This is a genomic window from Herbaspirillum sp. YR522 (assembly GCF_000282575.1).
Taxonomy (GTDB): Bacteria; Pseudomonadota; Gammaproteobacteria; order Burkholderiales; family Burkholderiaceae_D; genus Herbaspirillum.
Genome location: NZ_AKJA01000006.1, coordinates 40,117 through 58,448 on the forward strand (window position 1 = coordinate 40,117; position 18,332 = coordinate 58,448).

General features: G+C 51.1%; 2 protein-coding genes. Both read left to right on the forward strand.

From position 1 onward, the window contains the following. Positions 1–19 precede the first annotated feature (19 nt). On the forward strand, positions 20–808 hold the full coding sequence (locus tag PMI40_RS23575; RefSeq protein ID WP_008110908.1) for a hypothetical protein: 789 nt from the start codon (positions 20–22) through the stop codon (positions 806–808). Next, positions 780–18,332 (forward strand): hypothetical protein, encoded by a 17,553-nt coding sequence (locus PMI40_RS23580; RefSeq protein WP_157221403.1) that lies wholly within the window; start codon positions 780–782, stop codon positions 18,330–18,332. Before PMI40_RS23575 ends, PMI40_RS23580 begins: the two co-directional genes overlap by 29 nt.

The window sequence follows — 18,332 nt, forward strand, 5'->3', positions numbered from 1 at the left end:
AGAAAAATTCGGAGCCAGTATGAGAAAAAAATTGATATCACTTGCTCTATCACTTTTTCTATATTCAATTATTTTTTACGCGCATGCACAATTTATTCCATTTGATATTGAAGCAGAGCGAGTAAGCCCGCAAGAACCGATACATGTTCCGAATATTGTCCATCAATATGGATACGCAGATTATTTGGTCGAACCGAGAATGCTGGTAAAAGGTGCTAACGAAATAGTTCATCTTCGGGTTCCTACTGCTTCATTTCTTAAACAAGCTGACCGCCCGGGGTTAGTCAGAAAGTACGAGTTTTATTTGGAGATGTACTACCCGAATTTTTCAGGCTTTGGCGATAGCAAAGCTTGCAGTGCCCTTCGGAAAGAAGTCAATAGCTATGATGCTTGTCCTGGGCAAATGACGGTCGGCATTGGGCATTCACCCCCTAAAAATCCCGTTAAAACGATGGCTTGGCTTCAGAAGGAAATTGATTCGGGCGGCCTTAAAGAAGACGTGACGAATAAAATTCGCTTAAATGGGCTGCAGTTTATTGGTGTTGACCAAGATAATCCTAAGGGACCGTATTTTTCAGCAAGAGCAAAATTCTATACAACAAATTCAATACCCAGGACGGTAATTTCATGCCAGGAATATGTTCCTCGCCCGATGTGCAATGCGGACCTGGTGTCGAAGAATAATCCGGCTATTCGGATAACTATCGATTTTGGCTTTGATTTGCTTCCGGAGTGGGAAAAAGTACTAGCGGGAGTAGAAAATTCTGTTGATGCAATGATTGTTCAGACATTCACGATATACAAATAAAAAGGGATGGGAAATGGGGGTTTTGACGCTCACAGCAACGCAAGTTGCTCAAATCAAAGTATTCCAGACGCAGCTTAATAACGGGAATTTGACGGTCGGGCAAGTTTGGGGCCAGTTGGCTGGTTTCGGTGATTCCTATGCTGTCAGTGCTGTGGCAGTCATCAATCAACCTGGGTCGCTGCCATGGGCCATTGTTCGATCCATTTGGGATCAAGCAGGAGCAGATTTCTCAAAATTTGATGTCGTCGCGGCGCAGCATCTGAATAACTATATAGATGAAATTGTTCGCCTAGATGGTGCGGGTGATCTTAACCTCCCTACAACCGATTTCATAGAGAAAAGTTATGTCTCTGCCCTCCGGAAAAATCAAATATCCCCGTACGCAGCGATCGATATCCTTGTTGAAAAACTCATTACCACTACTACCATGTCGTGGCTTCCTCATTGGTACAACACTCCTGGTGCGGTCATGTTGGAAGCCGGTCGAGTCCGTGCGAGTGATCAGACAATATTGGCGGATGTAGACGAAGGGAAGGCGCGTAGCATATGGTTCGCTACCGGAGCGGAGGGAATAACTAATACATTTTTGACGGCGCCGGCCTCAATGCAAGTCGAGCTAGCTACGCAGCTGAATCGCTGGATTAACGGCGGTAGCAGCTATTCCCTGAATTCTAATGGAGCAGTATTGTATTACTACAACGCTGCTACGGGGAATTGGGCATTTTTTGACAAATCAGGCACCGGTTCCGCGCTCATCGATGGGGTTATTCAGCGCATAGATTCGTCAAACTGGCGGTATGACTCCGGCAGCAAGCATTATCAAATACTTGACCAAGATGGAAACTGGAAGACCGCAGCAGTTGATGGTGCGAGCGACAATTTTGTCGTTGATAACGGCATAGCATACGCCGAAGCGAATTTGGATCTATCAATCGCTTTTCGGCTTTCGATGTTGCAAAAATCAGCTCTGAGTGCAGGATTGAATGGAGCCGACGGTGCGTCACCGGAACGCATAGCTGCATGGGAATCCGTTCTCTCAGATTTTCCTGATGCTCGCATTGCCGATGATGGAAACGGTAACTACATCCTCATTGATGATCAGGGAAATAAGTTGGCAGCAGTATTGTATAAGGATGGCTCTTATACGGAATTGCGAGCCATAGATGGATCGTTAATTGTGCAAATGGTCAATGATGGCCATTACTGGAAGTCGGTATTTGATACTTCAACGGGAACGGATAAACTGGTTCGATTCAATCCAGATGGATCTGTCGGCGACCAGTATCCTGATACTGGTTCAGCAAATTTACCCTATGCATTAGCTGCCACGTCAAATTTCCTCTCGCTCGTGCAGGCAATCCAGAGCGGCAAGCCCCTCCCCATTCTTACTGCAGGTGTGAACACACTGGTGAACATGCAGCAATATGCTGGGGAAGTAAATACCACCCTTTCCGGGGCAGCTACAGCGCTAAATACATTATCAACGCTTGCATTTCTACAGCGCTCGATCCGAAACGGAGATGCTCTTGGGACGATTTATGCTGGAGCGCAGCTCACAAACATCGGCGCGCATTTTTTCCAGGATTCGCTGCAGAGTTCGGGGGTCTATAGTTATGTGAAGGATTCCGTAACGCCCATATCGGCGGGTGGCGCTGTAACTCCCCTCGATGTAGGTGTCGCCGGCATTGGAACTATCTACAACCTGGAACAAGGCAATTACATTGGTGCAATCACCAGTGCTTTAGCGCTTATTCCTGTCTACGGTCAGATTATCGCGATTGCTGGAATGATCGTGCAACTGATAACTGGTGACGAAGACCCTCCATCCGGAAGTGCAAAGTTCGACTGGAACGCGGATGGAAGCATCGGCATTCGCACTCTGTGGAATCAGGCAGGTGGAGGCGATATAGCGGCAAATACGTTGAGTGGCTTTCTCTCAACGTTGAAGTCAATTATGGATGATGCCGTCAATAAAAATCCAGGCGCACCTCTGGGATTAATTCCGAACAGGATGCCTAGTATCACGTATGGCGGGGCGTGGATTCTTTACGATATGGATCCAGTGACCGGTCGCGAAAGAGGCTTGACCTACGACGCAAATGGACGACCAACAAATGCTATTGCAGGCTCTCCGGAATTTTATCGAACATTAGCTCAACAATTCATTTATTCCTCATTGGGTAGAGAGGCCATTGCACCTCTCTGGGAAGTTGAGACCGCACACTTGCAGACGCTTGCTGGAGATCCACAAGCAGGGCTGACGGAACTTCAACGAGCTCAACGCAATAATCAACTTGCACCTTCATTGGATCCGAACGCCACCGTAGAAAATTGGCGGCCAGTCGTATTCGATCTCAATGGCGATGGCATTAAAACTGTCGCAAAAGAAGATGCTGGGATCGTCTTCGATATTGATAGCAGCGGATTTTATAAGGCGACGTCCTGGATATCCAAGCAGGATGCATTTCTTGTTCTTGATCGGAATTACAACGGCATCATCGATGACGCCAGCGAGATATTTTCAAACGGCTATGTTTCCGATGCAGCAAGGGGTCTGGCAGGATTGACGTGGGTCGATGCAAATGGCGACGGGAATATCACTAGCTACGATCCAGTTTTCAATGAGCTGCGCATTTGGCAGGATGTAGACGGAAATGGCGTCGTAAATAACGGCGAGGTTCGCTCACTTCAGGAATGGGGTATTACCGCGTTGCAGTATGCGCTGGGCACCTACGATCGGAATGGTCAAACGTATCAATTAGCTAGCCCTGATTTGCAAGCTGACGCGGTTGGGGTGCGTACGCACGTTGTCGAGGGAGGAATCATTGTCGAGTCCAGCAACGGATCCGTGTCGATGATTGTAACCAAGCTTGATGACCTGTCGAACATTGCCCCAGGAATGGATCGTGTAGCAAACGGAATCGAAGATATCCCGCTGAACATTTTAGCCAATGACCTTCTGAAAAACGACAAGGTCGGAAATGTTTCGGGGGCGGGTCTGGTAATGACCTCAGTGGGTGATGCCAAGCATGGCATCGTCAATCTGCAAAATGGCATAGTGTATTTCACGCCTGAAAAAGATTATTTCGGCGCGGACGCTGGATTTACTTATTGGGAAACGGATGGTTTTGGCAATGCCGCAAGTGCAAATGTCCAAATAAATTTGGCTCCGGTGAATGACGCGCCGGAGATTCTTAGCGACGGCCATCAACAACGAGCAATTTACGGCTTTAAAACTGTTATTGCTTCGACCGGGCAGGATGTAGGCACGAATAACCAGGCAGATAGTCCACAAGATGTTGTGACGATCCCGATCTACAGCCCCGGTATGGGAGCTTTTCCGGAGTTGATTCCTGGTGCCAATAATCCTGACGACTTTACCAAAAACTACCAGTGGGTGACTAAATACCACGACACCCCCGTCGAATATTTCGATCTATACAATGGGAAACTATCGGTACATGACGCAGACGGCGACGCACTGAGCTATTCCGTCTATACCGGATATGACACGAGCGGCGGAGAACCACTATCGCAGGCTACAGTCTGGTCTGTTCTGTGGGAGACGCGTGGAATCCCGACCGTCACTGGGCCCGAGGCACGGGTATATAAAACTAGGTACGGACAAGTTCTAGTTGATCAAGATGGAAATTGGGCCTATGTACCGTGGGAGTATGGGCATGTCCAGCCAGCTGGGACTGTTGGTGACATACCCGTTTTTGCCGCCGATCAAATCCCGACCCAAGACGCTTTTGAGATCACTGTAATCGACTCTCATGGCGCTTCCAGCAAGAAGACGATTGTTGTCACGCTCCCGATGCCTGTCGCTCGGCGCGATGAGGGTGGTGCGCCTATCGTCTTGGATTTGGATCGCAATGGCATCACGCTGCAAAGTGCTATTACAAGTAGTGCCTTTTACGACATTAAAGATGATGGCTGGCGCTATCAGATGGGTTGGACAACTGGTGGCGACGGTCTGTTGGCCTTTGATGCGAACGATGATGGGAAGATCAGCGGTGAAGGCGAGTTGAGTTTTAAATCTTATGTCGCCGGAGCTCAAACCGACTTGGAAGGGTTGGCGGCATTTGACAGCAATAAAGATGGGAAGATTGACTCATCAGATGCGTTGTGGAATCACCTGCGTGTTTGGCAGGATTCTAATGGAAATGGTCTTTCAGAGGATGGCGAAGTCAAAACGCTTTCTCAAGTCGGCGTCCAAGCCATTTCGCTGTCAAGTGATCGGAATTTCTCCACTTCAAACGGTAATACTATCCATGGCATGACTCAGGTCACCATGGATGACAACAGCACAATTCAGGCGGCAGATGTCACATTTCAAGTCACCGACAAGGTCGTCTTGAATAGGCCCGATGGCAGTCAGTCGATATTGACCCATTCGCAATTTTCGCAACCTTCAGACGTAGCTGGTTCTGATCAGGCAGACACGCTTGTCGGAACCACTGGGAATAACCATATTTCTGCTGGTGCAGGTGATGATTTCATCTACGACGACCAAGGAAACGACGCGATCGAAGGCGGCGATGGCAACGATGTTATCTACTCAGGCGCAGACGAAGATGTAATTCTTGCCGGAGACGGTCGAGATACGGTTTTCGCCGGCAATGCTAATGACCTGATTTTTGGTGAGGGCGGCGCCGATGCGCTATTCGGCGAGGCTGGCAACGATGTCATCTTTGCTGGCGAAGGAAATGACTTTGTTGACGGTGGGTTAGGTAACGACGTTGTTTCAGGTGATGCAGGCGACGATGAGATCTATGGCAACAACGGGTCTGATGCGTTATTCGGCGGAGACGGCGACGACATGCTCTCTGGAGGTGATGACGCCGATCAGTTGCAAGGCGACGCTGGAGATGACTTTCTCGATGGCGGTGCAGGCGCGGACAAAATGACCGGCGGGTCTGGCGATGATATTTATGTCGTCGATAGTGGCTCTGATGTGGTAGTCGAGCTGGCAGGTGAGGGGCGCGATACGGTTCGAACAAACCTCAATGGCTATGTCCTCGCAAGCAATGTTGAGAACCTCACTTTAACCGATGCGGAAAACGCCGCGAATCCTGGTTCTGACACTGATACCAACAATCCGCGCATTGCGAGAACGGCGTCAGGCAATGCCCTGGACAATGTAATCATTGGTAACCGCGCTGACAATACTCTCGACGGAGGCGCCGGTAACGACGTGCTTGACGGTGGCGCCGGCGTGGACACGCTTATTGGCGGAGTCGGGGATGATACTTACATAATCGATAGTGTCACCGATAATCTTATCGAAAAAGCCGGCGAGGGCAACGATACCGTCAAGTCCAGCATTAGCTTCACGCTAAAGGACAATTTCGAAAATCTCATTTTGTCTGGCATACAGGCAATAAATGGAACCGGTAACGCAGGTGACAATTCCTTAACGGGCAACAGTGCTAGCAACGTACTGAATGGAGGCGAAGGAGATGACACGCTTGACGGTGGTGCGGGCGCTGACATACTCGTGGGTGGGTCGGGCGATGACACCTATTTCATTGACAACGTCAATGATGTCATCGTTGAGTTGGATGGGGACGGAACTGATACTGTCAAATCCAGCATTGATTTTGCTCTTAGCGGATCTCTAGAAAATCTCACGTTACTTGGGGTTGCCAATAATGGTGCAGGTAATAGTTTAGATAATGCGATCATTGGAAACGACGCTGGTAACAGCCTGTTCGGAAATGAAGGTAATGACCAAATCACCTCCGGCGCAGGTAACGACATCATTGATGGCGGCTTGGGTGCGGACATCATGGCAGGCGGCGGCGGGGACGATATTTACATTGTTGACAATGCGAACGATGTCGTCATCGAGAATAGCGGTGACGGGATCGATCAAATTCGCACTTCTGAGAGCTACACCCTTGGAGCCAACATTGAACAGTTGGTTATCGTCGGCAATAAATCCGTAAGCATTGGTGGCAATAGTCTGGACAACGTTCTTACGGGTAACGATGCGGGTGATGTCTTGTCTGGTGGCGCAGGTAACGACACCTTGGTTGGTGGCGCTGGCGACGATATTCTGGTTGGCGGTACCGGTATTGATGTTCTGAAAGGTGGCAAGGGCAACGACACCTATGACGTCGATAGCGCCCAAGACATCATCACGGAAAATGCTGGAGAAGGGACTGATACTGTTCGCTCCAGCGTCAACTATACGCTCACTGCGAATCTAGAAAATCTCACGCTCACTGGGAGTGCATTGACGGGTACCGGCAATGAGCTTGACAACAAGATCGTAGGTAATAGCTTGTCAAACACATTGGTTGGGGGTGCTGGAAATGACGTTCTTGACGGCGGCGAAGGTGCAGATACGCTTAAAGGTGGAACTGGCAATGATGTCTACTACGTAGACAATGTCTCCGATACCGTCATTGAAAATACTGGCGAAGGCACCGACACGGTAATTTCTAGTGTGGATTACATACTTGGAAGTACGTTAGAAAACCTGACGTTGGTGGGCGGTGCGAAAAAGGGGACTGGTAACTCACTCAATAATATTCTCATCGGTAACGATAATGGCGTCACGTTAATCGACGGTGCCGGCGATGACATATTGATTGGTGGCGCTGGTGACGACTATTTGGATCCGGGAGCTACCGGTTTAGATACGTTGATTGGCGGTGCCGGCAACGATACCTACACCATTCACAATGGAGACACGATTGTCGAACTGGCGGGTGGCGGGATAGACACGGTTCGTACCTATAACTACAGTAACTATGTTTTGGGCGACAATCTCGAAAACCTCACCTTGATTGATGGATCGACATCGGGGAGCGGGAACGCCCTGGATAACGTTATTACCGGCAATAATCTCGGTAATACATTGTCGGGCGCCGGCGGCAACGACACCTTGATCGGCGGTACTGGTAATGATGTTCTTGATGGCGGGATAGGCGCCGACTCAATGTCCGGCGGTGCCGGAGGCGATACATATATTGTCGATGATATTGGCGATACCGTGACGGAGACGGCTGGCGCCGGGGGCGATCTAGTCAAATCTAGTATCAGCTATACATTGGGTGCCAATGTTGAAAATCTCACTTTGACAGGAACTTCCAGTCTGACGGGGACTGGCAACGAACTGGATAACATTCTTACGGCAAATGATGCCGGTAGCATACTTATCGGCGGTGCGGGAAACGATATGTTGTCTGGCGGCGCCGGTCGTGATGTCTTTGTTGGCGGCACTGGCAACGACACCTATGGCGTGGACCAAATATCCGACGTAATCGTCGAAAACGCTGGAGAGGGAGTTGATACTGTTAAAGCGAGTATCAACTATACGCTTGGTACGAACCTTGAAAACCTGACGTTGATCGGTGGCATGGCGACCTTTGGCATGGGCAACGATCAGGCCAATATCATCATCGGCAACAATGTCGGCGATACGCTTTCGGGCGGCGCAGGTAATGACACCATTACTGGCGGTACAGGCAATGATGTCATTGACGGAGGTACAGGTACTGACACGATGGCAGGCGGCGCCGGGGATGATATCTATTTTGTCGATAGTTCGACCGATATCGTCACTGAAAATTCCGGTGCTGGTAGCGATTCAATCTTTGCATCCATTTCGTACACGCTCAGCGCCAACGTCGAAAACCTGACCTTTACCGGATCTACCGCTGGATTGGTTGCAACCGGCAATGCTTCTGACAACGTTCTGACTGCCAATAGCGCTGGAGCCACGCTGAACGGTGGTGCTGGCAACGACACGCTAATAGGTGGTGCAGGCAATGACGCGCTCGTTGGTGGTACCGGAAACGATATCTATATGGTTGATCAAGTTGGCGATTCTGTGACGGAAAATGCCAATGAAGGAACTGACCTCGTTCGATCGAGCATTAACTATACTCTGGGGAACAATGTCGAAAATCTGACGTTGACTGGAACTGCTGCGACAGTTGGAACCGGCAACGCTCTGGATAACATAATTACCGCAAATGATGTTGGAGACACACTCTCCGGTGGTGCCGGCAACGATACGTTGGTTGGCGGTGCTGGTAACGATACCTTGGTCGGTGGCGTCGGCAATGACACTTATGTTGTGGGCCAGGCGGGCGATATCGTCGCTGAAAACTTGAACGAAGGCACGGATCTCGTCCAGTCCAGCATCAATTACACCCTGGGATCTAACCTCGAGAATCTGACGCTGAATGGGGTAACGGCGACGATTGGCACCGGTAACGAATTGGCTAACGTCATTGTTGGAAATAACGCGGGCGATATACTTTCTGGTGGCGCCGGAAATGACACTATCACCGGTGGCAGCGGAAGTGATGTTATCGACGGTGGGGTAGGCAATGACGCGATGAGTGGTGGCGCTGGAGACGATACATATATCGTTGATAGTGCTTCTGATCTAGTTTCTGAAGCTGCTAGCGCAGGAACAGATTTAGTCCAGTCAAGTGTCAGCTACACGCTATCCACCAACGTCGAAAATCTGACATTAACTGGGGCCGTGACCGGCTTGACGGCTACCGGAAACGCGTCCGACAACGTCTTACGGGCCAACAGTGGCGGCAGCACGTTAAGTGGCGGTGCTGGCAATGACACGCTTATCGGTGGTGCCGGCAACGACGCATTGATTGGTGGACAAGGAAACGATACTTACTACGTTGATCAAGTTGGAGATGTCATTACCGAAAATGCCAGTGAAGGCACTGATCTGGTCATCTCAACGGTCAACTACACATTAGCAACCAATGTGGAGAACTTGACCCTAAAGGGAAGCGCGACTCAGGGAACCGGAAACGCCTTGGACAATATCCTCACAGGCAATGATCTTGGCGATACCTTATCTGGCGGCGCCGGTAACGATACGTTGATAGGCGGAGTTGGCCTCGATACTCTGATCGGTGGCGCAGGCAATGACATTTACGTTGTTGCTCAGTCTGCCGACGTCGTGACGGAAAACTCGAACGAGGGTACAGATACGGTTCAGTCCAGTGCTGACTATACGCTTGGCGCCAACGTTGAAAACCTGACGCTGACCGGGTCTACCGCAACTATAGGCACAGGTAATGAACTGGCGAACGTCATTTTGGGGAATGGCGCTGGCGATTCTCTTTCCGGTGGCGCTGGCAATGACACCATTACTGGCGGCGCAGGTAATGACATCATTGACGGCGGCACGGGTAACGACACTATGGCTGGTGGCTTTGGAGATGATATCTATATCGTCGACAGCGCCAGCGATGTCGTAAATGAAGGTGTCAGTCAAGGTGTTGATACGGTTAAAGTCGGTTTCAGCTATACGGCGGGCGCTAACATCGAGAATGTGACATTAACCGGGACGACAGCCGGGCTGACGGCCACCGGTAATGCACTGGACAATATACTCACTGCGAATGACGCAGCTTCTACTCTGTCAGCGGGGGCCGGTAATGACACGCTGATTGGCGGTGTCGGTAATGACACCCTTGATGGCGGCACGGGCAATGACAGCATGTCGGGTGGCGCTGGAGATGATACTTACATAGTGGATAGCCTCGGCGATATTGTCACAGAGGGTGCCGGCCAAGGTACAGACATAGTTAAGAGCTCTGTAACCTTCACGTTGGGGGCCAACCTCGAAAACCTTACCTTGATCAATTCAGGCACCGTCGGTACGGGCAATGAGTTGAACAACATCCTGGTGACGACAAATAGCGGCTCGCTCTACGGTGGAGCTGGTAATGACATCTTGACCGGCAGTAATCAGAACGACGTGCTGGACGGTGGTACCGGGGATGACCAGATGGCTGGAGGTTTGGGCAATGACATCTACGTTGTTGATAGCGTCGGAGATGTGATTACTGAAACTGCCAGTGCAGGTACTGATGAAGTGCAGTCTAGTATCAGCTACACCTTGTCTGCGAACTTCGAGAATCTGACGTTGACCGGCGTGGCAGCGGGGCTGGTTGGCACCGGCAATGCATCTAGCAACATTCTGCGTGCAAATTCCGTAGGGAGTACGCTCAATGCAGGTGCTGGCGACGACTATCTCTACAGCGGTGCTGGCTCTGATACGCTTAGTGGCGGTCTTGGCAACGATACCTACTTCGTCGACCAGTCAAGCGATGTTGTCATTGAAGATTCGGGAGAGGGAACGGATACGGTTTACGCGAGCACCAGCTATTCGTTGGGCGCCAATGTTGAAAACATGATGCTGACCGGCGGCTCTGTTGGCACCGGAAACGAGTTGAACAATGTCATCACTGCTATCGGGATGGTCTCTGACCTTTTGCTGTCGGGCGGCGCGGGCAATGACACTCTGAACGGTGGAAGCGGAAACGACCGCTTGGACGGTGGTGTCGGCAATGATTCGATGGCCGGAGGGCTCGGCAACGATACCTATATTGTTGATAGCACCTCCGATGTCATCACTGAAGCTGCGACCGCAGGCATTGACACCATCTTGTCTAGCGTCGCGTATACCGCATCGGCTAACGTCGAGAATCTGACTCTCACAGGTTCAACGTCAGCAATGACGGCAATGGGAAATGCTCTGGATAACGTCCTGATCGCCAACGATGCTGGTAGCACTCTCCGTGGGGCAGACGGTAACGATACCTTGATTGGAGGCGCTGGGAACGACTTGCTGGACGGCGGATCTGGTGCTGGTGTCGACACCATGAGGGGCGGTGCCGGGAACGACACGTATAACGTCTACCACAATGGCGATACCGTTACCGAAAATGCTGGAGAAGGGACTGATCTTGTTCAATCAATGGTGAGTTACGCGCTGACATCGAATGTCGAAAACCTGACATTGCTTGGTACCGTGGCCCTCCAGGGAACCGGAAACGATCTGAATAACGTCATCATTGGTAACAATGGCGGAGATAACCTCTACGGCGGGGCGGGTAATGATACGTTGACCGGTGGAACGGGCAATGACTGGCTCGATGGGGGTACTGGCAATGACGCAATGGCTGGAGGAGCTGGCAATGATACCTATGTCGTTGATTCCATCAATGACGTCGTAACTGAGGCTGCAGCCGCAGGTACAGATACCGTTGTTACCTGTCTGACGTATGCGCTCTCCGCCAACCTGGAAAATCTAACCTTGACAGGATTGTCGGCCGGGTTGACAGCGACGGGAAATGCCTCCGACAACATATTGACCGCCAACGATGCGGGAAGCACGCTTGTTGGGGCCGCTGGTAACGACACCTTGATTGGTGGCGCAGGTGACGACTCTCTGGTTGGGGGGACCGGTAACGATACTTATGTTGTAGATCAGTTGGGAGATATTGTTACCGAGAGTACGAACGAAGGTACTGATACGGTCAAGTCGAGCATCGACTATACGCTTGGGGCGAATGTCGAGAATTTGACGTTGCTGGGTAATGCCACTCAAGGTACAGGAAATGATCTCGACAATATACTTACTGCCAACAACTTGGGTAATACCTTGTCTGGAGGGGCTGGTAATGACACGTTAAATGGCGGCTTGGGTATAGACACCTTGATCGGTGGTCTGGGTAACGATACGTACTACGTCAATAATAGCAATGACCTTGTCGTAGAAAATATCACCGAGGGAACTGATACCGTTTATACCTCGGTGAATTACACGCTGTCCTCGAATCTGGAAAATCTGGTAGTCGCGGCTGCATCGGTTACCGCGACCGGTAACGAATTGAATAACGTCATCTCTGTTTCTGCTAGCGTCACCGCTGCCGTCAATTTGTATGGCGGGGCAGGTGCCGACTCGATCACAGGAGGCGCAGGCGCTGACTATATCGATGGTGGCATCGGCGCCGATAATATGAGTGGCGGCAACGGCTCTGATACGTATATTGTCGATAACGTCGGGGATGTCGTCAATGAAGTATCTACTACCGGTGGAACCGATAAAGTTATTTCCTCGTTAGATTGGACCCTAGGAGCAAACATTGAGAATTTGACGCTGACCGGTGCTGCACGTAACGGACGTGGAAATGCTCTCAATAACGCCATTGTTGCGAACGACCTGGGCGACAGCTTGTTCGGAGTAGACGGTAACGACGTGCTGACTGGTGGCCGCGGTAATGACGTTCTGGATGGAGGCACTGGAGTCGATCGCATGATAGGCGGACTCGGAGACGACTCCTACTATGTCGACAACGCCTCGGACTCGGTGCTCGAAATTGCTGGTGAAGGTATCGATACCGTCTACTCCACGATCAACTACAGCCTTGCGCCAATTGGCCCGGATAACGTAGAAAACCTGGTCTTATTGGGCGGCACGGTTGGTGCTGGAAACACGTTGGACAATGTTATTACCGGCAATAATCTAGGAAACACTTTGTCTGGTGCCGGTGGCAACGATACGCTCATCGGAGGTACAGGTAACGACGTCATTGATGGGGGAACTGGGGTAGATCGTATGCAAGGAGGTTTGGGCAACGATATCTACACTGTTGATGATGTCAGCGACGTTATTATCGAAAACGCGAACGAGGGTATTGATACCGTCAAGTCTTCAATCAGCTATAGCCTTGGCAGCAATCTGGAGAATCTGACAATTACCGGTACGGCCAATGGTCTGCAGGGTATCGGCAATAGTGCAGACAACGTGATCGTCGGCGGTTCTGGCGGCAATATGCTCTCGGGTGGAGCAGGTAACGACATTATTACCGGAGGTGCCGGATCGGATACGTTATATGGTGGTGACGGCAACGACACATTGGATGGTGGCGTTGGAAGTAACATCCTGGACGGCGGAGCCGGGGATGACGTTTATGTCGTCAATTCTGCGCTTGATCAGATCGTCGAGGCGGTTGCGGCAGGTGTCGATACGGTGAAATCTTATGTCGGCTTCACGCTTGGTGACAATCTCGAGAACTTGCAGTTGTTAGGCACTGCCGCTGTTGGTACAGGTAACAATAGCGCAAATATCATCAATGCCTCGGCTATTACGGTTGCTGCCAGCCTCGCTGGCGGAGCAGGTAATGACACACTCGTCGGCGGAAGCAATAACGATATTCTGGATGGCGGTGCTGGTGATGATGCAATGAGTGGCGGAGCAGGTAACGACACTTACATTGTTGATTCGGCGGGCGACACGGTAACTGAAATCGCCAGTGCAGGCACTGATACGGTCAAATCCAGTATTAACTACACGCTTGGTGTCAATGTGGAAAGTCTGACATTGACCGGTACATCGGCAACTGTTGGAACAGGCAATTCTCTTGATAACGTTCTGACTGCAAACGATATTGGTAATACGTTGAGCGGGGGGGCAGGCAACGACACACTAATTGGTGGCGCTGGTATCGATACTCTTATTGGCGGCGTGGGGAATGATATCTATGTGGTTGGGCAATCGGATGATGTCGTTCTAGAGAATGCTGCGGAGGGAACTGATACTGTCCAAGCGGCTGCTAACTTCGTGCTTGGCGCCAATATCGAAAATCTGACGTTAACGGGAACGTTGGCGCTGTCTGGGACAGGCAATGATCTGAACAATACCCTCATCGCTAACAATGCGGGAGCATCCCTTTTTGGTGGCGCGGGTAACGATATCCTGACAGGCGGAACAGGTAGTGACTTCCTGGACGGCGGATCTGGAAATGACACGATGAGTGGCGGCGCCGGGGACGATACCTACGTCGTTGATAGCGCGTTGGATGTCGTGACGGAGGTCGCTTCTGCTGGGATGGACACGGTTAGATCTGCCATTTCATACACGCTAGGGACCAACGTAGAAAATCTGGTTCTGACTGGTACTACCTCGGGTCTAAGTGCAACAGGGAATGCAGCTGACAACGTACTGACTGCAAATGATGCCGGATCGACCTTGTCTGGCGGCGCCGGTAACGACACGCTAGTTGGCGGTGCCGGTAGTGACACAATGATTGGTGGTCTAGGCAACGATATCTACGTGGTTGGACAAGCAGGAGATGTTGTTACCGAGAACGCCAATGAAGGAACTGATCTGGTCAAGTCTTCGGTCGACTATACGCTCGGGGCAAACGTCGAGAATCTCACATTGCTCGGCACAGCGAAGATCGGTGCTGGGAATGCGTTGGACAACGTAATAACTGGCAATGATGCAGGTGACACGTTGTCTGGAGGATTGGGTAACGATACGTATTACACCAACCAATCTGGCGACATAATTGTGGAGAACCTCAATGAAGGTACCGACCAAGTATTCGCCGCAGCAAATTACGTGTTGGCTGCCAACCTGGAAAAATTAACGTTGCTTGGCGCGGCAACGCAGGGCGCTGGCAATGAATTGAATAATACGATTGTCGGAAACAATCTGGGCAATAGCTTGTTCGGCGGTGCGGGTAACGACACTATAACCGGTGGTACGGGCGATGATGCAATCGACGGCGGCGTTGGTGCCGACTCCATGGCAGGCGGTACAGGGAATGACACCTATGTGGTCGATAACGCTTCGGACGTCATCACCGAGGCAGCTAGTGCTGGTATTGATAACGTGCAGTCGTCGATCTCCTACACGCTGGCAGCAAACGTCGAAAACTTGACCTTGACGGGAACAACGTCGGGATTGGTCGCCACTGGAAATACTGCGGATAACGTTCTGCGCGCTAACTCAGCGGGAAGCACGTTAAGCGGCGGTGCCGGTAACGACACATTCTTTGGCGGAGCCGGGAACGACACGTTGATCGGTGGCGCCGGAAACGATACCTTTTATCTCGACCAAGCGGGCGACGTCGTTACCGAGAACGCTAGCGAGGGCACAGATCTCGTTATTTCCAGTTTGAACTACACGCTGGGTTCCAACGTAGAAAATCTGACTCTCGTGGGAGGGGCCACTCAGGGAGCCGGAAATGCGCTGGATAACGTCATTACCGCTAATGATCTAGGAAATACGCTCAGTGGAGGTGCTGGCAACGACACGCTGATCGGCGGTGCTGGAAATGACACGATGGCCGGTGGTCTGGGCAACGATATTTATATCGTTGATCAGATTGGTGATGTCATTACAGAAAATCTCAATGAAGGTGGAGATACCGTCAAATCCAGTATCAACTATACACTCGGGGCTAACCTCGAAGCGCTTGTGCTGACCGGTACCACTGCGACCATCGGCATTGGCAATGATCTGACCAACTATATAGACGGTAATAACGCAGGAAACACGCTCTCTGGTGGCGGTGGTGCCGATACTATTCATGGCGGAACTGGTGATGATGTGATCGATGGCGGCACTGAAGCCGATATGCTCTACGGCGGTGCTGGCGCCGATAAGATTTACGGCGGTACGGGGAACGATCTGCTCGATGGTGGTGACGGTAACGACATTCTGGACGGCGGGACGGGTAACGACAACATGAGCGGCGGTAACGGCAATGATATCTATGTAGTTGATTCGACAGGCGATACTGTCGGGGAAATTCCGGGACAAGGTATTGATACCGTCATGGCTTCGGTGAGCTATACCTTGGGCAATTACCTCGAAAATCTGACCCTGACAGGAATGACAGCGAACCTCATTGCCACAGGAAATACAGACAACAACGTTCTGAGAGCTAGCGATGCTGGCAGCGTTTTATACGGACTTGTTGGCAATGACACCCTCTACGGCGGACTTGGCGCAGATACTTTAGATGGCGGCGATGGTGTGGACGTCATGCTTGGCGGTAAAGGCGACGATTATTATATTGTCGGCAGCGTAGCGGATTCTGTAATTGAGCTTGGCGGAGAAGGTATTGATACCGTATTCACAAACCTAAATAGCTATACGCTTGGTGATAATGTCGAAAATCTAACGCTGTGGAGTGCCTCTATCGGGTATGGCAACTCTTTGAATAACAAACTGACCGCCAGTGCTTCTGGCAACACTCTATACGGCATGCAAGGCGATGATACGCTGATAGGGGGGGCGGCAAATGATGTCCTCGACGGTGGCATTGGCAACGACGTGATGTCCGGTGGTGCTGGCAACGACACGTACATTGTTGACTCCCAAGGAGATGTTGTTGCCGAGTTGGCAGGGCAAGGCAGTGATAGCGTTATTTCGAGCATCAATTACACCTTGGGTGCGAATCTAGAAAATCTGACGTTGTCGGGCGCTGCTATTCAAGGGACTGGTAACGCATTGGATAACGTGCTGACGGCGAACGATCTCGGTAACATTTTGAATGGTGGCGCTGGCAATGACACGTTGGTCAGTGGAGCTGGTATCGACACCTTGATAGGTGGTGCCGGAAACGACACATATGCTGTCAACGATACACGAGACATCATTGTCGAGAATGCTGGTGAGGGTGCTGACACTGTGCAGGCCAGTTTTAGCTACGTACTGGGTGCCAATCTGGAGAACCTGGCACTCATTGGTAGCGCGGTGCGTGGCGAGGGCAATGAGTACGACAACGTTATGACGGGCAATGATCTGGGGAATACTTTATTTGGCGGTGCAGGAAATGACACTCTCGTCGGCGGCGGTGGAAGTGATATTTTGGATGGCGGCATCGGGCAGGACGTGATGCGGGGCGGAGCAGGAAACGACACCTACATCGTAGATAACCAGGCAGACCAAGTGGTTGAACTTGTTAATGGCCTGGATTTAGGCGGTATCGATACGGTGAGGGCAAGCTTAAACTACGTCCTGGCGGACCAAATCGAAAACCTTTACCTGATGGGCGGCGCTTCTGTGGGGACAGGAAATGTTCGTGATAACGCTCTATTTGCTGGTGATGTCGGTGCGACGTTGAATGGATTGGCTGGCAGCGATCTGCTTCAAGGTGGTGCAGGCGACGATATCCTTGATGGTGGTACAGGCGTTGATCTGTTGTTTGGTGGCGCAGGAGACGATCAACTAATCGATCTTTCTGGGAACGGTGCATTGCTCGGCGGAGCTGGTAATGACACGTTGACTAATGGCGGCGGTAACTACCTGGTGGCAGGGGGCTCCGGCAGCGATGTGCTGAATCTCAGCGGCGCGCGGAATATTCTTGCATTCAATCGTGGCGATGGCACTGACACCGTAATTACATCAAGTGGCATCCAGAATGTGATTTCTTTGGGGGGAGGTATTAGATACGCTGACCTTTCACTGAGTAAAAATGGAAATGATTTGATACTCAATGTGGGGCAAGGCGATTCGTTGACGATGAAGGATTGGTATTCGACCACAGGTAAGAAGTCTGTGACTGCCTTACAAGTTTTCACTGAAGGCGGGAATTTTTCTGAAGCGTCGTCTGATCCGCTAAGCAACCATAAGGTCGAGCTATTTGACTTTGGACAATTGGTGCAGACCTACGATCAGTCCCGATTGCTCCAAGAGGCTGCATTGCAGCCGGTCACGGCTTGGGCGGTCGTCGATGGTCTGCTGGCAGCTCATTTGTCCGGTAGCGATAGTGTGGCGCTTGGCGGTGATCTTGCGTATCAATACGCCCAAGGCGGAAGTTTGACAGGTGCATGGTTGACGGGGGCTCAAGCGACTGTTTCGGATTCGCAATTTTCCACGAGCGGGCAGACGCTGCAACGACAGCTGGCAGCTGCCAGTAGCACAGACCTTAAATTGGTTGCTTAA

Coding starts and splice junctions, on each gene's coding strand:
- PMI40_RS23575 (WP_008110908.1), top strand. CDS start 20: ATGAGAAAAAAATTGATATCACTTGCTCTATCACTTTTTCTATATTCA.